Raw genomic sequence first — 19,816 nt, forward strand, 5'->3', positions numbered from 1 at the left:
GTAATTTTAATAAGAGGGATCATTTCCAAAAAGAATACATCCATTGGAAATGATTCGTTTTATATTACACTTATGTTATTTACTACAATGGGTAGAATTGTCATATAATTTTAATTATTACGAACATGAATCAATTGGCCAAATATTCCTCTAAGATCAATCCTTTTTCAGTTATCTCTGTTGCTGGTTCTACACCTACATATCTGACGTGCCAAGGCTCATACATATATCCAGTATCTTGTTCTCTACCTTCTGGATATCTAATGATATAACCAAAACGATGGGCATTTTTTTCTAACCATTGGCCTTCCGGTGTTTCACCAAATGTTTGATCTAGCTGTTTCGTTACACTTTCAGAGGTTACATCCATCGCTAAACCTGTTTGATGCTCGCTGTGCCCTGGTTGCGCACTGAATCGATCCGCTTCGATTTGACCATAAGTCTGGACATATTCATTGTACAGTTTAGCTTGTGCTTCGTAGGAGCGGAAACCACTGACAGCTAATAAAGTATACCCCGCTTCGTTGGTAGCTGTTTGGAATAGTTTTTCTAACATCTGAGCCGCTTCTCTTCGCATCAGAATCGCTTCGCTCACTTGATAATCCACATTCAATACTTGTGGTACGACTAAGTCGTCTGGCATGTAAGTGGAGGGTAACCCTTTTTCTTTGTTAACTAATACTAAATAAGAAACTACATCACTTAATAGAGTCACGTCTTCTTCATTTTCTGTAGTGCTTTCTAATAACATACTTTCATTTATTTTGTCTTTATTCGCATCTATACGCTCTGTACCTATCTTCGTACACCCAGTCAAAACAATTAATAAACTAACAATAAAAATATACTTTTCCATATTCTATCTCCTAACCTCAAATAATAGATTTAATTTTTGAATACTCATTTTAAACATATAGTCACTTATAAAAAGTGCCAATTTTCTGAAAATTTACACCGAAAGTTTACTTTGTCATCCCTTAATAATGTGAATTGTCGTAAACAGTCTTACTACTCCCCAAAGTAGAATTTGTTTGATCATTAGTCCTCTATTATCTATAGATATCGTCTTAAAATCACCCCTCCTCACTTATTTGTTATAAAAAAATTCACTTTTATTAAAAGAATCAGGGATATACCCCCCTTAATCTAGTTTTATTGTAACTTTTCGATTTATATATAACAATCATTCTATGCGTGAACTAGTATAAAAAATGACTTTCAACTGTCATTTCCTAAAATCGGAGTTGTAAAATAAATATTCAACTTCGCTCTCATTTTCGAAGGAACTGTTTCTGGAACACTATCTATACGGTTTTAAGGATTGTGGGGAAAATGAACGACCTATACACTCGTATTCCAATAAAAATCCACACAAAAAAGAATAGAGAAATTTATAAAAAGAAAAAACAAACTATTGAACGAATATTTGCAGATGCAAAAGAAAAGCATGGTATGCGTTGGACGAAATATCGAGGTCTTGAAAAAGTCACCACGCACACGGTGCTTACGTTTGCTGCCATGAATTAAAAAAACAAGCCACATGGCTATGGAAAGCAAAAAAGCCTATGGCTTTTTATTTTAAATTTCTACAAAGACTAACAAAAAGGAGTTGGCAATTAAGCCACTCCTTTTTGTCTACAGTCTGAGAGCTGGACAATGTCCAACTCTCTTTTTATAGAAACTTTATATTAATCTGGTTAATTTATTAGTGTCAGCCAAATCACGCGGATAAAAAACTATTACTTCTTTATTTGAAGTAACTTAACGCAAGCGTTCTACGTCACGTGCAATCATTAATTCTTCATCTGTTGGGATGACTAATACTTTGACTTTTGAGTCTTTTGTTGAGATGTCTAACTCTTCACCACGTAATTTGTTCAATTCTGGATCGATTTCACAACCAAACCATGTCATACCTTTGATCACTTCGTTACGCACATGACCATCATTTTCTCCGATACCCGCAGTAAATACGATTGCGTCAACGCCGTTCATTGTTGTTACATAGCCACCAATATATTTACGGATACGGTCAACAAACACATCATAAGCCAAACGGATTTCTTCTTTATCGTAATTGTTTTCAAGGTCACGCATATCACTAGATAGATTTGTTAACCCTAAAAGACCAGATTTTTTGTTTAAGATATCAACCATTTCATTGATATCGATCGATAATTTTTCCATTAGATAAGGTAAGATCGCTGGATCAATATCACCAGAACGAGTACCCATCGTTACACCTGCTAATGGCGTGAAGCCCATTGATGTATCAACAGATTTACCACCGTCAACAGCAGTAATTGAAGCACCATTTCCTAAATGACAAGTAATGATTTTTAAGTCTTCGATTGGTTTACCTAACATGTCTGCCGCACGTTCAGAAACATAACGGTGACTTGTTCCGTGGAACCCATATTTTCTCACTTTAAAATCTTCATAGTAAGCGATTGGTAAGCTGTACAAGTAATTGTGTTTTGGCATAGTCGCATGGAAAGACGTGTCAAAGACAGCTACACTTTGGATATCTGGCAAAATTTTCTTAAATGCTTTGATTCCCATTAAGTTGGCAGGATTATGCAATGGCGCAAATTCTGCTAATTCTTGGATGCGTGCCATTACTTCTTCATCAATGACTACAGAGTCACCATAAGTTTCTCCACCGTGAACGACACGATGTCCGACACCTGTGATTTCATCATATGCGCCTAAAATATTTAATTCGATCAATTGGTCTAATAACATTTTTACAGCAACTTCATGATCATCAATATCTAAGATTTGTTCAAATTTTTGGCCTTCACCATACTTGATTGTAAAAATTGAATCATTTAATCCAATTCTTTCAACGATTCCTTTAGCGACTACAGTTTCTTCTGGCATTTGGTATAACTGCCATTTTAAACTTGAACTTCCAGCATTGATTGCAATTGTTTTTGACATGTTACTCTCCTTTTTGGTAAATAGTTATAAGGAAGCTGATTTCCAGTTTTTAAATTCGTTAAAAAACTTCGTCACCTTCTCTGGTTCTTTTAGTGAATCAAGTTTAACAAGCAGTACTTCTTTGGTTTGTTTTGCTTGTTTGCCTTTTTTCTGTAAAATCAAAATACTTTTTTGTGATTGCTTATTTCGGAACAGCTCATCCGGCAATTGGATCATACCTTGCAGATAGCCTTCTTCTTTAAACCATTTTTTAATGTACTCGCTTTGCTCTGTCTCCAAGAAATTGCTTGGCATCAAGAACAAACCGAAACCATCTGGCTTGACGTATTTCATTGCCTGTTCCAATAAAAGATGATGAGCATAACTGTGACCTTCTGTCGCGCTTGTCAAAAAGTCTTGCGCTTTTTGATCATTCGGATAAAAGCCGATTGGCAAGTCACTGATAGCGACATCAACTGGTTCGATCAATAAGTCTTGTAATCCATCTTGGTGAAAGTATTGAACACTCGCTTGCGCCAACTCACTTGTAGAAGCCGCGACAGAGAGTAGTGTATCATCGATATCCACACCAAAACCTTCTGTATGGTATCCAGCAATGTTTAGGTTTAAAAGAACTGTTAATAACAAATTGCCCATTCCTGCTGAAATATCCAAGACACCGATTTTTCCTTTATGATCAGGGAATAGTTGTTCGATCAAGAAAACAAACAAGAAACCAATACTATCTGGTGTCAATTGATGGTTTGCTTGTAAGTGCTCGGTTTGACTTCCCTTTAACAAAAGCAACTGCGATAAACGACGCCACTCTTCCGGTTCAAATGATAATTCACTCAGTTTTTGATAAAGTTCTGAGATCTGTTGGGTTGTCTTTTCATTTGGTACACCATCTACTACACGTACTTGATAGTTGTCTCTTAAATTTTCGGCATTTTCAACATAAGCTTCTAAAAAAGAAGTTCCCAATGCGTTTTGTAAAAGCTGAATAGCTTCCAGGTTTTGCTCAAACCCTTGTTCCATTTTTTCTGGTAACATCGTGCGCCTCATTTCTAGATATATTATAACAATTATTTTACCTGTTTAATTCTAACGAACAATCGCTAAAATTTCAATCGTTTTCATCCTTTTTCTTTGTGAAATAGCGAACATTCAACACCTTCAAAACAGCTGTATTATAGAAAAGAACGGTTATTGCTTTGGAACCTCTTAATCTGTAGTATTTTCTGTATCAATGATTCGCTCTGTAAATTCAAATCGGAAAGGTGAAACAGTTATTACTAGCTCCACTAGGTCCTGTTTGACTGTATACTGGACCGTGCCTACATTGTAACCATACTCCCCTTTTCCTTGCTCTTCCAACTGATTGGATTCTATCATAAACATTTGCTTGATGATCTTTGCTTGGTAATATTTTTTGATGCGTAAATAACTGTCTATTTTTAGACGATAACTTTCAAGTAATCCTTGCATGAAAAATAGACATAATAGAAAAAGAGCTAAGGTCGAAAACAACACATTTCCTTTTAACCGCTTATTTTTTTTGCTTTGTCCAAATACCATACTTGTTATCTCCATTCATAAATTCAACATGCAGTAAAATCACTTGATCTTCTTCTTTGAATTGGACACGCTTAACACCCGTCAGCATAGGCTGATGGCCGCCAGCAGTTCCACGTTTTCTGATCATTTGCTGATAGCCTTCTATGATGAACGTTTTCTCGTTTTCATAATATAAGCGATTCTCAACGATCGAAATACGTTCACTTGAAGCAAGTTCGTTTTCGAATTGAGCTAAGAAAATTAACCATTCTGTTTGTTCGTCTTTTTGAAAAAATGTATTCAACTTTTCGCTTTGTTGAATAAAGAGACCAAATGATAAAAGAATCGTATTTAGAATAAGTAATGCAATCAGACATTCAATCATTGTAAAAGCAGATACTTTATTTCTTCCGTTCAATGGCAATCACTTCATTTCCATCACTGATTGAAACTTTTCTTATTCTCTGGCTTTGCGTATCGATTACTGTAGTTCCCTGCTCCCACTCTGTTGGTCTTGTCGGCAACTCTCCATACCTACGATAGTTTCTCACGTCTTCATACAATGTCCTCAATAGAAGAATTTCTCGGTCTTTGGTTTGTTCTTGTTGGACCAAGAACAAATTACCAGAACTCATAATATAAATACTCATGGCTGTGATCATTAGCGCGGTTAATGATTCAAGCAGTACAAAGCTAGCTAGATTGGATTCTTTTGATATAACGACCACCTCCTAGTTGGAATTGGTAAATGATTCTTTGTTTCTTTTCTGGCCAATAAAATTCATACGCCTTCAACGAGCTTTCGTTCCCTGTCTTCGCAGCATAAGTAATCGGTGCATGACGTTGGATGGTCAAAGCTTCAGGGATCGGCAACACTTGCCACTCCATTGATGAGTAAGGAGGCACCTCAAATAAAAGACTATGACGCTTTGGATCATAATAAAAACGAGTAACTTGTTGATGGATAATAGCACTTTGTTGTACGAGATCGATCCTTTTTTCTAGCTGATCAAAAAAACGATGGATCGATTGTTCTTTTTCTAAAGAATGGAATGAGAGGACAGGAAAGATAAAGAAAGCAAGGGAGACAATCAAGACAATAATCGTTTCTGCTAAAGTGTAAGCTTCGGTGAGGTATTTATTAGTTCTTGCGATACGCATCGGCATGTTCCTGTTTGATGTATCCTTCTCGTAATAGCTCATCAATACTTGGGATCTTTCCATCATTTTGTAATGCGTAAAGTTCACTTTGAGCATCAATCAGTTGCATAACTGCTTCACGACCTTCCTTATTAACATGATCACGATAACGAGAAATATTGGGGATAAATAGTAAAACTAACGCACTAATGACGAGTAAGACGATCAACATTTCAATCAGTGTAAAACCTTTTAGACGAGCCCTTCTTTTTCTATTCTTCATTTTAGAACCTCCTCGATATTTCCATATACTGGCAACAAGATAGCCACATAAATCAGCAAAATCAATACAGCAATCCCTAAAAAAAGGACTGGTTGGACCCAGTGCAACCAACGATGGATTTTTTGAAAAAAATCTTTACGTGTCAAATCACTGTAAAACAATAATTCTTTGCCTAAATTTCCTTTGGCTTCTCCTTGTAGTACGATTCGACTAAACTCGGTCGTCAAAAAACCGTATTGCTCAAATTGTTGCGCCAAAGGAATACCTAGTTCGAGCCCTTCCATTAATTGATACGCTAAAGACTGAACCAAACTTCCTTCTTTAGTTTCTTTCAAACAGCGAATAATTTGTTTCAAGTCGAGGCCTTCATAAAATAGTTTGCCTATTTCTAGTGCTAGATAAGCTGATTGATAGGAACGATAGATCTTTCCTATCATCCATTGCTTACTTATCCACTCACTGCTCTTGACAACTTCCAACTTTTTCAAGCGAAAAAAAATCATTGAACCACAAAAAATACTACTACCAACGGCACCTAAGAATAGCCAAGGACTTGTTTGAAACAATCGAATCCCCCAATGTGTCGTGGTGACCATGTCGGTCTGAAGCAATTGTGGCAAGACGAACTCACTTAGACTGACTAAAATGCCGACTAAAAAGACCAACAATACCAGTGGATAGCTGATGACCTTTTTTAAGTCTCTTCGAAATTGTTCAATCAATTGAAATTGTTCAGCGATGCCCTTTAAAGTTTCGACTAAATTTCCATGGACTTCTGCCAGTTCCACCTGTACGAGTTGCTCTTGCTTAAATCCCAATTGCTGAAGGACAAAATGAAAAGATTCGCCAGCTTGAAGATTTCTTTTAGCGAAATGGACATAAACTTCTGGTATCAGTTGCAGTAATTCCAATAAATCAATTGCTTGCTGTAAACTAAAGCCATTCAAGAGTAACTCACCGATCGTTTGGATAAAACGAGTTTGTTGTTTGTGATCCATCTTTTTAAAATGGATAGGATTGCCAAACATTTTTTTGTGCCTCTTCATAGCTAGCTCTCCATTCTTTTCTTTCGATTTCATTGTCAGAAAAACAATAAGACCACAATGCTGTCAGTTGTTCATTAAAATCAGGCAGCAACTCTTGATAGATAACGCCGGACAAACATTCGTCAAATCCATCGTTTCTCGTTAGTTCTTTCATCCTTGCCACAGTCCCCTTGAGATCTCGTGCATAGACGGTAGCAAATACACGATGGCCCGTCAACGCTGCCCGAATCGCTGCATCTGCTGTCTTTTTATCTCTGATTTCACCGACAATCAATAAATCAGGACGATGACGTAAGGCTAGTTTTAATAGCTGATCATAAGTCTGATCGATTTTTTCATTGACTTGTAACTGTAAAAACAATGGCTCTTCAATTTCTACTGGGTCCTCGATCGTGATCACTTGTTCCTCATTCCTACGAGCAAGGTGATACATCAATGACGTTTTACCAGAACCGACCGGTCCACTAAACAAAAACAATCCACGGTTGTTCGTACTCCGCTCAATAACTTGCAAGTCTTTGGGGACAAAACAGCGAAAACTTTTTTCATTCAATGCATAGAGTATCCGGATGACTAAGCTCTCTCTTTGTAAATAATCACCTACGGACGAGAGTCTTAATCTTATCATTCGTTGATCCACTAAATAAGTCAGTGAGCCTAGTTGTGCTTTTCTTCTTTCACCGATATCCATTTGTCCCAGGTACTTAAAACTAGCGATCAATTGTTGTCCAATCTCAAGGGAGATCGATTTTTGGAATGTTCGTCTTTTACCTGTACGAAAATAAACCTTAAAATCTTCTACATATGGCAAAATATAGATATCTTGCACTTTATTTTTAGCTCCTCCATAAATGATCTCATTTGCTAAATCTTTTATCTTCATTTCTTTGCCCTCCAAGAAAATATACGTCTTTTTAAGATGAATCGTTTATTTTTACAAAATTTAATGAAAATCATAGGTTAAATCCGAATTTATGTTATACTAGTAAAAATTTATTTGGGGAGGTTTCAGAGTGGATTCGCACTTAAACAAACACATTGCAGTTGCAGGAAAAAAACAACCCGCTGATTTAGTTATCAAACATGCAAAAATCGTCAACGTCTTTACGAAAACAATCATGGAGGGTGATGTCGCTGTCTGCGACGGAAGAATCGTAGGTATTGGGGAATACGAAGGTACGACTATCTATGATGCAAAAGGACAGTATTTAGTTCCTGGTCTGATCGATGGTCATGTGCATATCGAAAGTTCTCTATTAGCACCTAAAGAGTTTGCGAAAATCTCTCTATTACATGGTGTGACAACAGTAGTAACTGATCCTCACGAAATCGGTAATGTCGCCGGAAATGTGGGCCTTGAATTTATGCTGGCAGATGCAAGAGAGACACCAATGAATATATTCATCATGCTACCTTCATGTGTGCCTGTCACACCATTTGAAACAAGTGGCGCTGTCTTAGATGCAAAAGCACTTGCTCCTTTTCTTGAGTATCCTGAAGTACTTGGTCTAGCTGAAGTAATGAACTATCAGGCAGTCGCTTCAAATGAGCAAACGATTATCGATAAATTACAGCTGATGCATCAAAAGAACAAAAAAATCGATGGCCACGCCGCAGGAATAAACGGAGACGACTTAAACGTTTATTTAACTGCGGGCATTCGAACAGACCACGAAGCAACGACCGCCCAAGAAGCGGAGGAGCGTTTAGCGCTAGGAATGTATTTGATGGTTCGAGAAGGAACCGTAGCAAAAGATCTCCAGGCACTCTTACCTGCTATCACACCAGACAATTCACGTCGCTGTTTATTCGTGACTGATGACAAATTGATCAATGATCTTGTAACAGAAGGTTCCATCGATCATATCGTCCGTGAAGCCATCTTGGCGGGCATGGACCCACTACAAGCCATCCAAATGGCTTCATTGAATGCGGCAGAATGTTTTGGCTTACAACATTTAGGGGCAGTTGCGCCAGGCTATCAGGCAGACTTTTTCTTAACAGATGACTTGAAAAAGTTGCCGATCAATACCGTGTTCCATCAAGGAGAAACGGTTGTGATAGATGGACAGTTGGTCCCTGAAGTTACAAAATTAAAAATTCAGCCAGCGATTGATGCATTACCAAAAATGACAGTTGCACCATTTGGTCCACACTCTTTGGAACTAGCTTTATCTTCATCAACCGCTCATGTCATCGAAATCATTCCAAATAGTTTGTTGACCAACGATTTATTGGAGCAAGTTCAAGTCAATAATGGTTCTTTCACTCCTTCAGTGGCAGATGATCAACTAAAGATTGCTGTCATCGAACGACATCATGCTACAGGAAATATTGGTCTAGGAATTGTCAAAGGATTCCAACTAAAAAGGGGGGCCTTAGCTACTACGGTGGCTCACGATTCACATAATATCGTCGTTGTAGGAACAAATGATGAAGATATGTGCTACGCTGCTGAACAATTAATCCAAAAAGGCGGCGGGATGATTGTTGTAGATCAACAAACTGAATTAGCTTGTTTACCATTACCTATTGGCGGTTTGATGTCACTCGAATCTTATGAAACAGTTAATCAGCAATTACTGAACTTGACTGACCAAGCACATCATTTAGGCGCAAGTGAAGCATTCGATCCATTCTTGACACTTTCATTTTTAACGTTATCAGTTATTCCTGAATTGAAAATCACTGATATGGGGCTCTTCTCTTTTTCAAAATTTGACTTGATTCCCGTCTGTGATCAACAAGACTAAAAAAATAAAAAAGAAGAGACAAGAACTTACAGTTCCTACTCTCTTCTTTTTTCTATTTGGTTTTGTCCACAAACTGTGCTTCCACACGATAGATCCGTTGTCCTCGAGAAGAAAACTTCTCTTCATATTCTGTCATGATATTGTCTTCAAAATCACTTTGATGTAAATCAAGCCAGACTTTTTTTAGACGCATCCCGTATTGTGAAAAACTAGCCAACGAATATTCAAACAATCCTTGATTATCTGTTTTGAAATGAATTTCGCCATTTGGTTTTAGGATCTCTTCGTCAACAGCTAAAAATGTACGATACGTCAAGCGCCTTTTTTCATGTCTCTTTTTAGGCCATGGATCTGAAAAATTCAAATAAATCTGATCGATCTCATTCTCTGAAAAGTACTCAGTCAAAGCAGAACCGTCCACGTGCAATAATCTTAAATTAGGTAATGGTTCCTCCAATACTTTATCTAAAGCAATAGACACGACACTTACTTGCATTTCGATCCCAATATAATTGATTTCTGGATGAGCTTTGGCCATCCCAGTAATAAACTGTCCTTTTCCCATGCCGATCTCAATATGGATTGGTTGATCATTGCCAAATAATTCTTTCCATTTTCCACGCCATTTTGTTGGCTCACTGATGACGATCTCTGGATGAGCGGCTAGCATTTCTGCTGCATTTGGTCGGTTGCGAACACGCATCTTTTTCTTCCTCTCTATTCCTATAAAAGATTGTTCCTTGTATTTCACTGAATTTATTGTAAACCGCTATTGGTATTACCCCTAAAAATAAAAAAATCAACTGAATATCCGAGCTTAACCACTAAAAATTCGTTTGAGTTGTAAAATCTCTTCATTCATTCGTCGATAATCTTCACGTTTGCAGTAGCGTGTGATTTCTTGTAATAGGTTCATCACCGCATACCAATGTAGTTTTTCTAAAATTTCATCTGTTGGTCGGATACCGTAGCTGATCAACCACTGATTCCAACTAGACAATGGCACGTAATTTCCTAAAATAGTCGCGATATCTACCGCTGGATCAGCGAACATGATTGAATCCCAATCAACTAAATATAAATAATTTTTACAGACTAACCAATTCCGATGATTGACATCTCCATGCACGACCGCTAATTTTTCCTTGTGTACCGAAGGAACTTGTTGGCACAAATAGCGATAAACGAGTTGTAAAAATTGATTGTTTTTTAAGCTGTCCGGCAAATCTTGTTCATAATATTGCAGCATTTTCTGGGGTGTCAATACTCTACCACCAATTCGAGAAAGCATGGTTTTTAAAGACGTTGAATGATGTAGATGATAAAGTACATCAATGACATCATTTCTTTGGCCAATCTCACTAGGCGTCAACAAGCGGCCTTCCAGCCATTCTTGTGCGGTCAAGGTATCGCCATCTCCTGTTCGCTTAGTCCACACTAATTTAGGCGTAATGCCTTCACGAGAGAGTGCAGCGAGCATTGGCGTTGTGTTCCTCTTGATAAAAACTTTGTCTTTATCACGCATGCCTATGTATGTTTTTCCTGTGTCACCTTTGATGGGGCGTAACCGCCACTCTTGGTCTAACTGAAACTCCATCGCGCATTCTCCCGTCCTCTACTATATGTTTGCAGTATCTATTATTCTAGTCGCCCAAGTCTTGAACGTCAAGCACATATACGTTCTTTTTCTATGTTTTTCCTTCTAAAAAACCAACTTTTATCAAAATAAAAAAAGTCCCTAGTGATTTCTTCCTATTCATAAGGTTTAGTACATCCTTTTTTGACCATGGAAAAGAATAGGAAAGTTCGAAAAAACATAAAGTAATTTCGGACTTCCCCACAATTCTTGTGATCTATTCTCGTAAAATAATAAAATTTTTCTGCTTGATTTCTCAAGGCTACTCCGCAATCTTCTTGATCCGCGATGGCACGTACCATTTGATCAAGAGTCCGTTGACAACAAGATAGGCCAAGATAGGTAGCCATCTCTCATTTCCATCAAGAACAACAGCAGCAATCACTCCAAATAAAACAGCAACAAAAGTCAATAACCACGTCAAAAGACGTTGGAGTGCTTCACTTTTTTGACTCTCTGGGATAGGATACAATTGGACCAAGATCATATAGCGAAACTGACTATATAAAGGTAATAACTGAAAGCCAATCAAATATAGAAATAATGAGCCAATACCTAAAGTAAAGTATAGATCGTTGATTCCGGCGATAATGATCGAGCCAATCACTGTCAAACGTACATACAAGCCAATAAAGTCTGACCCTCTAGCAAAACGTCGAGCAAATAAATAAAGATACGTGTTTTTCGTTTCTTTCTTGATTCCTTGTAATACTGGGTCAAGATAACGGCGTCTTTTGACTTTCGCGGTGATCTCCGGCACATCTGTAAACAAATTGATGAACTGATAGATTTGGTGCAAACGTTGTTTTTCTAATTGGATCATTTTTTCCCAGTCCAAATGAGCGGACAGTTTTTTCCATAAGAACCCATAATAGATCCCAGCTTGAACAGATGAAAGAATCAAGCCCAACCAAATATTCCCATAAAAAGAAAGAAGTAAGATACCAAATGACGAGACCCACCAACCATATTTAAACAGGTTTTTACGTGTTTCTTCCATACGATAAAAATCTACTCGCTTCACTTGTAAATGACTAGACTTCAAACTCCATAGTATAAGTAGATAAACAAAAAACAGCGAAAATGGTTGTTGCGTTGAAACCACAACTAACGGCATCGCAAATCCACACACTAATCCTAGAAAAACCATAGGAAAAATACAAGAATAACGAAAAGCTCGTTGCAAATAGCCTTTCATTTCTTTTTCTTTCGGTAAAAGAAAAACTAAATCTGCCGGCTCCGCAAAAGTCGCGATTTTCCCAACGATCAAGCAAATCATCCAAATCAATGAGACGATGATACCTCCCATCGAAAAAGGAGCTTCAAGTGTTTTTAGCCAGTTAGAATAATAAAGGCCTAGACCCCCAATCAAAAATAAACAGACTAATACAAAATGGTCGTTGAATACATAGCGTAAATATTTCATCATTTTTTTATGATGTTTTGCTAGTCTTTTTTGAAAAAAATCATTCATAACCTTGCTCCTTCGTCAATGCGATGTAGATTTCATCTAGGGATGCTTCCGGCATTCGAAAAGCAGTTTGCAACTCTGCTAACGTGCCATCTGCTCTGATTTCTCCTTCATGAAGAACAACAAAACGGTCACAATATTTTTCAGCAGTGGCTAAAATATGCGTAGACATCAAAATACCCGATCCTTCATTTTTCATCTCGACCATTAATTCCAACAAAGCATTGATTGCCAACGGATCTAGCCCTAGAAAAGGTTCGTCAATGATATACAAAGATGGTACAATCAAAAAAGCACACAAAATCATGACTTTTTGTTTCATCCCTTTTGAAAAATTCGCTGGAAACCACTCTAACCGATTGGACAAGCGAAACGTGTGTAACAACTTTTCTGCCCGTTTCATCGCGATATCCATTGGAATGTTATAAGCCATCGCCGTTACTTCAATGTGTTCTTTTAACGTAAGTTCTTCATATAATGAAGGTGTTTCTGGAATATAACCAATTTGTTTACGATAATTTTCTACATCCTTTTTAAGGGATAATTGATTGATCTCGATTTTGCCTTTCGTTGGTTCAAGCAAACCGATAATATGTTTGATCGTTGTACTTTTTCCTGCTCCATTCAAACCAATCAACCCAACCATTTCTCCAGGTTGAACGTTAAAACTGATATCTTTCAAAACAGGTAAATGACCATAGCCACCTGTAACATGTTCGATTTTTAAACTCATATTTCTTCCTCCGTTATTATATTATCTTCATTATACCACGAAGCAAATCACGTCCAATTATTTTTTACGTGCATTCTCACGAACTTATGTTAAAGTTGAGGTAACGAAATTTGAATAGAAGAAAGGTGTTTTTATATGGACAATTGTATTTTTTGTAAAATCATCAATCAAGAGATCCCTAGCTATAAAATCTATGAAGACGAGAAAATCTATGCGTTCTTAGATATCTCTCAATCAACTAAAGGACACACATTGATCATTCCTAAAGAACACGTAACTGATATCTTTGATTACAACGAGGTATTAGCCAGTGATGTCTTTGCTCGTATCCCAAAAATCGCTCGTTCCATCGAAAAAGCATTTCCGGAAATGGAAGGTTTAAATATTATCAATAATAATCGAGAACTAGCCTATCAAACTGTATTTCATTCCCATATCCATTTAATTCCGCGTTATAGTAAACAAGATGACTTCTCCATTCACTTTGGAAACCATCAAGCAAATTATACAACGGAAGAAATGACTGCTATCCAAGAAAAAATCAAAGAGCAGGTGACGATTCATGGTTAAAAATTTTCTAAAAGGATTAGTATTCGGTGCTGTTACCGGTGCAGCAGCAGGATTATTATTTGCACCACGTAGTGGAAATGAGACCAGAGAGAAATTGATTGCAGAATTAGATGAAGCAACTGAATTAACCAACGAATTAAATAACAGTTTAAATCATTTTAAACACGCGTTATCTGAAACAAAAAAAACAGCTGAAACTGTTATTCCACCTTTTCAAGAATCAATCGAAAAAGACCTTGAAAATTTCAAATTCCAAGCAAAACCACGAGTTATACAAATCCAAGAACAAGTAGAAAAACTTTCGGCACGTTTACCTGAAAGCTTGACAGACGTGCAATAATGATCAAAAATCAAGCGCTTTTGATAACTATATGTCTTTTTCATGTACCTAGATGTATGGAATGTGACAAAAATTTGAATTTTGTTTGAAACTATCAGTCAGAACGTTTTTATTCGCTCATAGATATGGTATAGTAATATTTGTGAAAACCAATAATAAATTACAGGAGTGCAAAACTTAAATGAAAAAGAAAAAAATAATTTTAGCTGCGACAAGTGCGTTAGCTATTCTAACACTAGCAGCTTGTTCTGGTGGCGGGGATACAAACAAGGATATCGTAACCATGAAAGGCGGCACAATCACCGTTGCTGATTTTTATGAAAAAGCAAAATCTGAATCCACTAACCAACAATTACTTCAACAAATGGTGATCTATGATGTATTCAATAGCAAATACAATGATAAAGTTTCAGATAAAGAAGTAGATGCTGAATATAATAAAACAAAAGAAACTTATGGTGACAGCTTCGAGACACAATTAGAATCTGCAGGATTTACAGAAGAAAGCTACAAAGAATTCCTTCGTAATAATCTTGTCTTTAAAGCTGGGATCGAATCTCATGTGAAATTGACAGATGAAGACTTGAAGAAAACGTGGGAAACATTCCATCCAGAAGTAGAAGCACAAATCATTAAAGTTGCTAGTGAAGACGAAGCAAAAGAAGTTAAGAAATCAGCTGATGACGGCAAAGATTTCGAAGAACTAGCGAAAGAAAAATCAACAGATACAACTAAAGACGATGGTGGTAATATCAAGTTTGATTCAGAAACACAAACTGTTCCATCTGAAGTAAAAGAAGCTGCTTTCAAACTTAAAGACGGTGAGATCTCAGATGTGATCACTGCAACAAATCCTTCTACTTATGCAACAGAATACTATGTCGTTAAAATGGTGAAAAACCAAGATAAAGGAAATGACATGGATAAATTCAAAGATCAATTAGAAGAAATTGCGACTCAAGCAAAAGTGAATGACAGCGAATTTACAACAAAAGTAATCGGTGAAGAACTAAAAGAAGCGAATGTAAAAATCAAAGATGACGCATTCCAAAACATCTTGACACCATTTACTTCAGCTACAACAAGTACATCTTCAACTGGAGACTCAGCAACAGAAAGCTCAGAAACAAAGAGTTCTGAAACAAAATCAACTGATTCTACTGAAGCATCAGAAACAGAGCAAAGCACGACTGAATCAACAAACGAATAAATACTATACGCTTCTAGACATTAAAAATAAATGCTAGAAAGTATTTAAAAAATGGTTTAGGAAGAGAAAATTCTTCCTAAACCACTTTTTTGAATACGATAAGTTCTCATTATCCATCTCTACTAACGGAAAATAAAACATTCTTTGGGTTCATAAAAAAATGTTTGGGGACATAGTTCTCTTCGGAAATAAGACAACACCCACAAAAGTTTGAAAAACTACTTTCGTGGGTGTTGTCTTATTTATCGAGGCTAAATACTTTCGTCTTGATCTCTTTAAAACTAGTGAGATGATATCAATAAATTATTACGTATCTTTCAATACCTAATCAACAATTACCATCATTTCTGTTTTGGTACATAAAAACTACGATTATCTAAACCAAATATTCGATCTGTATATTTCCCTGGCTCTGTTTGACGAATCGCAGTAGTCATCATTTGCATTGAAGCATCGATCGTGTCGATTTGATGTAATACTTCCGCTTCCATGATTCGAGGACGAACAGGCGAACCATATTCTAACAATCCATGATGTGATAGAACCATATGACGTAAGATCAGCACATCTTCTTCTTCCTCACTGATTTTCAACGCTAAACAAGCTTTTGTTATTTCTTCATCAATTAAAACTAAATGCCCTACTAAATTACCCGCTAATGTGTATTCTGTTGCCATTGAGCCGGACAACTCGATCACTTTTCCTAAATCATGTAAGATAATCCCCGCATAAAGTAGTGGGCGATTCAATTCAGGGTATTCATCAGCAATCGCTTTACCTAAGTGTAACATCGATACTGTATGATAAGCCAATCCACTAGCAAATGCGTGATGATTTCGTTTTGCTGCTGGATATTCAAAAAATTGTTTTTGGTATTTATTGAGTAAATAACGTACGATTCGATTCCAATGTGCATTGGTGATCTCAAATAGCAATTGGTTGATTTCTTCTTCCATTTCTTCTTTTCTCAATGGTGCTCTTTCCATGTACAAACTGGGATCACTCGGTTCATCAACTTTTGTTAAACGCATATGCAAGATTTTAACTTGAGGGTTTCCTTGATAGACCTCGCGTTTACCATTTAAAAAGACAACTGTTCCCGGTGTAAATTTTTTGATCTCGTCCTCTGATGCATCCCAATATTTGCCATCAATTGTTCCTGATGTATCTTGAAATGTAAAAGCAATAAATTTCTTACCGTTCTTAGCGATTCTTACATCTGCATTTTTGATCAAAACGAATTGTTCGAATTGTTCATCAACGACTAATTCACGTATTTTTTTCACTATTTGCACCTTCTAACTTTCTCACAGATTGTTCTAGCTCATGATAATAGCTTACCATTTCTTGATCAGAAGACAAGCAGATTACTTGATAGGTTTTGCTAAATTCAGCTAGTAGTTTAGCTAAACGGTATTTTCTCTTATGGTCGTAGTGTAGCCAGCCATCATCAATGATCACTGGACAGATCGAACGTTTCGCTTCCAAAGCAAGATATGCAAAACGCATCGCCATAATCATCTGATCCTTTGTCCCTGTCGATAGTTCATAAATTGGAAACTCATCTGTACCATTTGTTAATGTCAATGTATCGTTTTTCAATTGTATTTCTTGGTACTGTCGATCAGTTAGGATACTTAGATAGTCTCCAGCTAATTTGAGTAACTGTGGTAATTGCCGTTCACTTAATTCTGTCGAAAGATCACCTAAAAATGTCCCAGCAATCACTAAGCCTCCCCACTCTTCAAATAAAGTTTGTAGTTGTGCTTTTTGTAGACTTTCCTGTTGATATAACTCATCTAATGTCCCGTCTTGTTGTAATCCCTCAATTTGCAACTGCAAACGTTGACGTTGCTCACTCTTCCTACTTTCTTCCCTCTTTAGTTCTTGCAATCGTTCGGATTCATGAGCAATCTGAGTCTGCAACTGGCTATAAGTAATGACAGTTTTAAAAATTGGGGAAAGAATATGCGTCAATTCTTCAAAACGCGCTTGTTGTTGCTTCGTTTGCTCCGCCTTTTGTAAAAAAATCGGTACTTCTGATGGGTAAGAAAGTTCTGCTCTAATAAATTGTTCTTTGTATTCCTCCAACCACATTTTTTGTTTCTTTTTCAATGCGTTGATTTCTTGCTTCAATAAAGTATTCTGTTGATAACTTCTAGCATATTTCATTTGTTCCATCTCTTGGATGAACGTGGTTAATAGCGCCATTTTTTCCGAGAGAGATTTATGTTGGAGCGGTAGCCATTCTTTTGCTAGGTCAAGTTCCCCATCTATCTGTAAGAGTTGTTCCTGTATCTCACGTTCTCGTTGTTGCTTTTTTTGGAAAACAGCATAAAGCTTTTGATAATCTGTTACTTCTTGGCCCTCATTTTTCATCGTTTCAAGCGTGTTCATTATTCCTAATGAGTGATGATAGGCAAAATCAGCCACTGATTGTTCCATTTTTTGTTGCTTTCGTTTATTCTCATTGATTGTTTGAGTAATCTCTTCTAATTGTGCCAATACAATATCCAGTTGTCCTAGTTTCTCTTGCCATTTCCCTTTGATTTCTGGCAAATTTTGGTCTGTAGTGTTCTTAGGTTTTCTACGAGTAAACGTATAGCCAACCACTCCCAAAGCAAGCAATGGCCCCAATATTTTTCCGGGCATAGGTAAGATTAAACCAATCACAGCTAACACTAACGCACTAACGTAAAATTTGAAAAAGGATTGTTTTTCTGGAACATCCTGGGTCGGTCTTGTTTGGATCAGCGTTGGATGGGCTAGTTCTAATTCATTGATCTCTGCTTCTAGTGTTTGTTGCTGTTCCTTCACAATATCAAAACGAATCGCTAACTGACTGTGTTCATCATTTAATTGTTGCGCCATCGTATACAAAGAACGCCACTCTGGATCATCAATAAATTCCTGTGGTCGTTGCAATCGATCCCAGCGCCAACGTTGTTCTAAGATTTTCAATTCTGACGCTGTTTCCCTTGTCTCTACTTGCAGTCTTTGCCACTCATCCATTAATTGCTCAGTTGAAAATTGCTTTTGCTGTAGTGCTTTCAACTCTTGTTCTTGTTCTAAATAAAAATAATAACGTGCAGACTGTTGATCCATCCCACTATGTCGCTCTAACGAAGCCTCAAGTTCTTCCAGACGTTCGTTCATTTGTTGATAACGTTTGGTAAATACTTCTAAATCTTGTATTAGTGATTCATCCGGTACTTCAGCTAGCATATTTTTTTTCAGTGATTGCCACTCTTCATATAAAGAGAAATTCAATTCTTGTTGATGATACAGCGTAAGTTTTTGATTGATTTGTTCGATATCATGCAATAAGAGCTGTTGTTGTTCTGCTAGTCGTTGTTCCTCCATGATCCATTCACTATAGATCGCCTCTTGTTCTTGCTTTTGATGAATCTTTTCTTGTAGTTGTTTCCATTCATTTAGTCGCTGATTAATCACTAGTTTTTGACCTTTTCTTTTAAACAACTTATCAGCTGATTGATAATATTCTTGTCTTTTTTGAAAGACATGAGAACTTCCAGTGATTCCTAATGAAATCAGCGCATCATGTAATTCTTTTTCTGTTAAATGAGCAAGTTCACTCAGTTGTTCTTGTTGAAATGTAAAAACCTGCTGGAATAACTCTTTCGTCAAAGGTGAAAGTAGTTTTTCTAAGAGTTCATCACTTCCACTTTGGCCATTACATGTAACCTTCGATTTACCTCTATTTTGTTGTTTATATCTCTCAACATAAATTTCTCCATGTACAGGATGATTCAGCCATAATTTCCCACCATATGCAGAACCGTCTCTCGGTGTGTAATCTTTCTTTTTCTTCCCTTTTGATGGAAAACCAAAAAGGATTGCTTGAATAAATTGATAAATTGTTGACTTTCCCGCTTCATTTTCACCGTAAATCAACTGATTGCCAGAGGTAAAATCAAAGGTTTGCTGACGCCACTTTCCAAAAGCTACTATTTCGATTTTTAAAATATTCATTCAGTACCCCCCTCAAACAAAAAGTCTTGCCGAATGATTTCTTGGGCCTTTTGTATCGTAGATTCTTGAAAGTCCGGTAGAAGATCCAACACTTTGATTGCCTCTTGATTTGTGTAGGCTTCTTGTAATATATGCTGAAAATCTTCTTTTGTTTGGTAATTT

Annotated in this window: 21 protein-coding genes and 1 pseudogene (1 of these 22 running past the window's edge); 5 read left to right on the forward strand and 17 right to left on the reverse strand. The window is 36.8% G+C overall.

What is annotated here, in order from left to right; all coding sequences use genetic code 11:
• Positions 1-130: 130 nt before the first annotated feature.
• Complete coding sequence (locus IGJ95_RS12915) at positions 131-856, reverse strand: M15 family metallopeptidase (RefSeq protein ID WP_438762053.1); 726 nt, start codon at positions 854-856, stop codon at positions 131-133.
• 467 nt (positions 857-1,323) lie between these two features.
• Here IGJ95_RS12915 and IGJ95_RS12920 point away from each other — a divergent pair.
• Positions 1,324-1,646, forward strand: a pseudogene (locus IGJ95_RS12920) (transposase).
• 115 nt (positions 1,647-1,761) lie between these two features.
• Here IGJ95_RS12920 and IGJ95_RS12925 read toward each other — a convergent pair.
• The 9 genes from IGJ95_RS12925 to comGA all read right to left on the reverse strand — a co-directional run bounded on the left by IGJ95_RS12925 (position 1,762) and on the right by comGA (position 7,831).
• Positions 1,762-2,943 carry an acetate/propionate family kinase gene (locus IGJ95_RS12925; RefSeq protein ID WP_062806107.1) on the reverse strand — a complete coding sequence of 394 codons (1,182 nt, stop codon included), beginning with the start codon at positions 2,941-2,943 and terminating at the stop codon, positions 1,762-1,764.
• Between the two features lie 24 nt (positions 2,944-2,967).
• Positions 2,968-3,975, reverse strand: a complete 1,008-nt coding sequence (locus IGJ95_RS12930) for a class I SAM-dependent methyltransferase (protein WP_438762055.1) — start codon at positions 3,973-3,975, stop codon at positions 2,968-2,970.
• Positions 3,976-4,146: 171 nt separating this feature from the next.
• Entirely contained in the window at positions 4,147-4,500 is a 354-nt protein-coding gene (comGG, locus tag IGJ95_RS12935; RefSeq protein ID WP_062806105.1) for a competence type IV pilus minor pilin ComGG, read from the reverse strand.
• Complete coding sequence (gene comGF, locus IGJ95_RS12940) at positions 4,472-4,897, reverse strand: competence type IV pilus minor pilin ComGF (protein ID WP_438762057.1); 426 nt, start codon at positions 4,895-4,897, stop codon at positions 4,472-4,474. Before comGF ends, comGG begins: the two co-directional genes overlap by 29 nt.
• Positions 4,881-5,114 (reverse strand): hypothetical protein, encoded by a 234-nt coding sequence (locus IGJ95_RS12945; RefSeq protein WP_019722630.1) that lies wholly within the window; start codon positions 5,112-5,114, stop codon positions 4,881-4,883. Before IGJ95_RS12945 ends, comGF begins: the two co-directional genes overlap by 17 nt.
• 58 nt (positions 5,115-5,172) lie before the next feature.
• Positions 5,173-5,640, reverse strand: coding sequence for a competence type IV pilus minor pilin ComGD (gene comGD, locus IGJ95_RS12950; RefSeq protein WP_010734199.1), 468 nt, complete (start codon positions 5,638-5,640; stop codon positions 5,173-5,175).
• Entirely contained in the window at positions 5,621-5,902 is a 282-nt protein-coding gene (gene comGC / locus IGJ95_RS12955) for a competence type IV pilus major pilin ComGC (RefSeq protein WP_438762059.1), read from the reverse strand. Before comGC ends, comGD begins: the two co-directional genes overlap by 20 nt.
• Positions 5,899-6,948: a competence type IV pilus assembly protein ComGB gene (comGB, locus tag IGJ95_RS12960; protein ID WP_438762061.1), complete on the reverse strand. Its 1,050-nt coding sequence runs from the start codon at positions 6,946-6,948 to the stop codon at positions 5,899-5,901. The genes comGC and comGB overlap by 4 nt, the downstream gene beginning before the upstream one ends.
• Entirely contained in the window at positions 6,905-7,831 is a 927-nt protein-coding gene (comGA, locus tag IGJ95_RS12965; RefSeq protein ID WP_438762063.1) for a competence type IV pilus ATPase ComGA, read from the reverse strand. The genes comGB and comGA overlap by 44 nt, the downstream gene beginning before the upstream one ends.
• A gap of 130 nt (positions 7,832-7,961) precedes the next feature.
• Here comGA and ade point away from each other — a divergent pair, with 130 nt between their 5' ends.
• Positions 7,962-9,701, forward strand: coding sequence for an adenine deaminase (ade, locus tag IGJ95_RS12970; RefSeq protein ID WP_077151673.1), 1,740 nt, complete (start codon positions 7,962-7,964; stop codon positions 9,699-9,701).
• Between the two features lie 52 nt (positions 9,702-9,753).
• Here the strand turns inward: ade and trmB are convergent, their stop codons facing one another.
• From trmB to IGJ95_RS12990, 4 genes are all read right to left on the reverse strand, one after another.
• Positions 9,754-10,404 carry a tRNA (guanosine(46)-N7)-methyltransferase TrmB gene (gene trmB / locus IGJ95_RS12975; RefSeq protein WP_010734194.1) on the reverse strand — a complete coding sequence of 217 codons (651 nt, stop codon included), beginning with the start codon at positions 10,402-10,404 and terminating at the stop codon, positions 9,754-9,756.
• A 114-nt stretch (positions 10,405-10,518) separates the two neighbouring features.
• On the reverse strand, positions 10,519-11,298 hold the full coding sequence (locus IGJ95_RS12980; RefSeq protein ID WP_438762065.1) for a phosphotransferase family protein: 780 nt from the start codon (positions 11,296-11,298) through the stop codon (positions 10,519-10,521).
• A 301-nt stretch (positions 11,299-11,599) separates the two neighbouring features.
• Entirely contained in the window at positions 11,600-12,811 is a 1,212-nt protein-coding gene (locus tag IGJ95_RS12985) for an ABC transporter permease (RefSeq protein WP_438762067.1), read from the reverse strand.
• A complete protein-coding gene (locus IGJ95_RS12990; protein WP_438762069.1) occupies positions 12,804-13,541 on the reverse strand; it encodes an ABC transporter ATP-binding protein in 738 nt (245 codons plus the stop codon). Before IGJ95_RS12990 ends, IGJ95_RS12985 begins: the two co-directional genes overlap by 8 nt.
• A 135-nt stretch (positions 13,542-13,676) precedes the next feature.
• On the opposite strand from IGJ95_RS12990, the gene IGJ95_RS12995 reads away from it, so the two are divergent.
• The 3 genes from IGJ95_RS12995 (at position 13,677) to IGJ95_RS13005 (ending at position 15,661) form a co-directional block, all read left to right on the forward strand.
• Positions 13,677-14,111: an HIT family protein gene (locus tag IGJ95_RS12995; protein ID WP_062806097.1), complete on the forward strand. Its 435-nt coding sequence runs from the start codon at positions 13,677-13,679 to the stop codon at positions 14,109-14,111.
• Complete coding sequence (locus tag IGJ95_RS13000; protein WP_438762071.1) at positions 14,104-14,451, forward strand: YtxH domain-containing protein; 348 nt, start codon at positions 14,104-14,106, stop codon at positions 14,449-14,451. The genes IGJ95_RS12995 and IGJ95_RS13000 overlap by 8 nt, the downstream gene beginning before the upstream one ends.
• Before the next feature lie 181 nt (positions 14,452-14,632).
• Positions 14,633-15,661 carry a peptidylprolyl isomerase gene (locus IGJ95_RS13005; RefSeq protein ID WP_062806095.1) on the forward strand — a complete coding sequence of 343 codons (1,029 nt, stop codon included), beginning with the start codon at positions 14,633-14,635 and terminating at the stop codon, positions 15,659-15,661.
• Between the two features lie 341 nt (positions 15,662-16,002).
• Here the strand turns inward: IGJ95_RS13005 and IGJ95_RS13010 are convergent, their stop codons facing one another.
• The 3 genes in view from IGJ95_RS13010 to IGJ95_RS13020 are tightly spaced (each overlapping or abutting the next) and all read right to left on the reverse strand, a layout consistent with a single transcriptional unit that may run on beyond the window.
• Positions 16,003-16,947, reverse strand: a complete 945-nt coding sequence (locus tag IGJ95_RS13010; RefSeq protein WP_010734187.1) for a 3'-5' exoribonuclease YhaM family protein — start codon at positions 16,945-16,947, stop codon at positions 16,003-16,005.
• Positions 16,931-19,654, reverse strand: coding sequence for an AAA family ATPase (locus tag IGJ95_RS13015; RefSeq protein WP_438762074.1), 2,724 nt, complete (start codon positions 19,652-19,654; stop codon positions 16,931-16,933). The genes IGJ95_RS13010 and IGJ95_RS13015 overlap by 17 nt, the downstream gene beginning before the upstream one ends.
• On the reverse strand, positions 19,651-19,816 hold the end of the coding sequence (locus tag IGJ95_RS13020; RefSeq protein WP_104776342.1) for a metallophosphoesterase family protein. 1,049 nt of this gene lie beyond the right edge of the window; only the last 166 of its 1,215 coding nucleotides appear in the window; its start codon lies off the right edge, out of view; the stop codon is at positions 19,651-19,653. The genes IGJ95_RS13015 and IGJ95_RS13020 overlap by 4 nt, the downstream gene beginning before the upstream one ends.

This window comes from Enterococcus sp. AZ156 (genome assembly GCF_051714165.1).
Lineage (GTDB): Bacteria > Bacillota > Bacilli > Lactobacillales > Enterococcaceae > Enterococcus_B > Enterococcus_B pernyi.

What these genes read in the sequence shown, in the direction of transcription:
- IGJ95_RS12915 (WP_438762053.1), bottom strand. Translation starts at nt 856, where the DNA reads ATGGAAAAGTATATTTTTATTGTTAGTTTATTAATTGTTTTGACTGGG.
- IGJ95_RS12925 (WP_062806107.1), bottom strand. Translation starts at nt 2,943, where the DNA reads ATGTCAAAAACAATTGCAATCAATGCTGGAAGTTCAAGTTTAAAATGG.
- IGJ95_RS12930 (WP_438762055.1), bottom strand. Translation starts at nt 3,975, where the DNA reads ATGTTACCAGAAAAAATGGAACAAGGGTTTGAGCAAAACCTGGAAGCT.
- comGG (WP_062806105.1), bottom strand. Translation starts at nt 4,500, where the DNA reads ATGGTATTTGGACAAAGCAAAAAAAATAAGCGGTTAAAAGGAAATGTG.
- IGJ95_RS12945 (WP_019722630.1), bottom strand. Translation starts at nt 5,114, where the DNA reads ATGAGTTCTGGTAATTTGTTCTTGGTCCAACAAGAACAAACCAAAGAC.
- comGD (WP_010734199.1), bottom strand. Translation starts at nt 5,640, where the DNA reads ATGCGTATCGCAAGAACTAATAAATACCTCACCGAAGCTTACACTTTA.
- comGC (WP_438762059.1), bottom strand. Translation starts at nt 5,902, where the DNA reads ATGAAGAATAGAAAAAGAAGGGCTCGTCTAAAAGGTTTTACACTGATT.
- comGB (WP_438762061.1), bottom strand. Translation starts at nt 6,948, where the DNA reads ATGAAGAGGCACAAAAAAATGTTTGGCAATCCTATCCATTTTAAAAAG.
- comGA (WP_438762063.1), bottom strand. Translation starts at nt 7,831, where the DNA reads ATGAAGATAAAAGATTTAGCAAATGAGATCATTTATGGAGGAGCTAAA.
- trmB (WP_010734194.1), bottom strand. Translation starts at nt 10,404, where the DNA reads ATGCGTGTTCGCAACCGACCAAATGCAGCAGAAATGCTAGCCGCTCAT.
- IGJ95_RS12980 (WP_438762065.1), bottom strand. Translation starts at nt 11,298, where the DNA reads ATGGAGTTTCAGTTAGACCAAGAGTGGCGGTTACGCCCCATCAAAGGT.
- IGJ95_RS12985 (WP_438762067.1), bottom strand. Translation starts at nt 12,811, where the DNA reads ATGAATGATTTTTTTCAAAAAAGACTAGCAAAACATCATAAAAAAATG.
- IGJ95_RS12990 (WP_438762069.1), bottom strand. Translation starts at nt 13,541, where the DNA reads ATGAGTTTAAAAATCGAACATGTTACAGGTGGCTATGGTCATTTACCT.
- IGJ95_RS12995 (WP_062806097.1), top strand. Translation starts at nt 13,677, where the DNA reads ATGGACAATTGTATTTTTTGTAAAATCATCAATCAAGAGATCCCTAGC.
- IGJ95_RS13000 (WP_438762071.1), top strand. Translation starts at nt 14,104, where the DNA reads ATGGTTAAAAATTTTCTAAAAGGATTAGTATTCGGTGCTGTTACCGGT.
- IGJ95_RS13005 (WP_062806095.1), top strand. Translation starts at nt 14,633, where the DNA reads ATGAAAAAGAAAAAAATAATTTTAGCTGCGACAAGTGCGTTAGCTATT.
- IGJ95_RS13015 (WP_438762074.1), bottom strand. Translation starts at nt 19,654, where the DNA reads ATGAATATTTTAAAAATCGAAATAGTAGCTTTTGGAAAGTGGCGTCAG.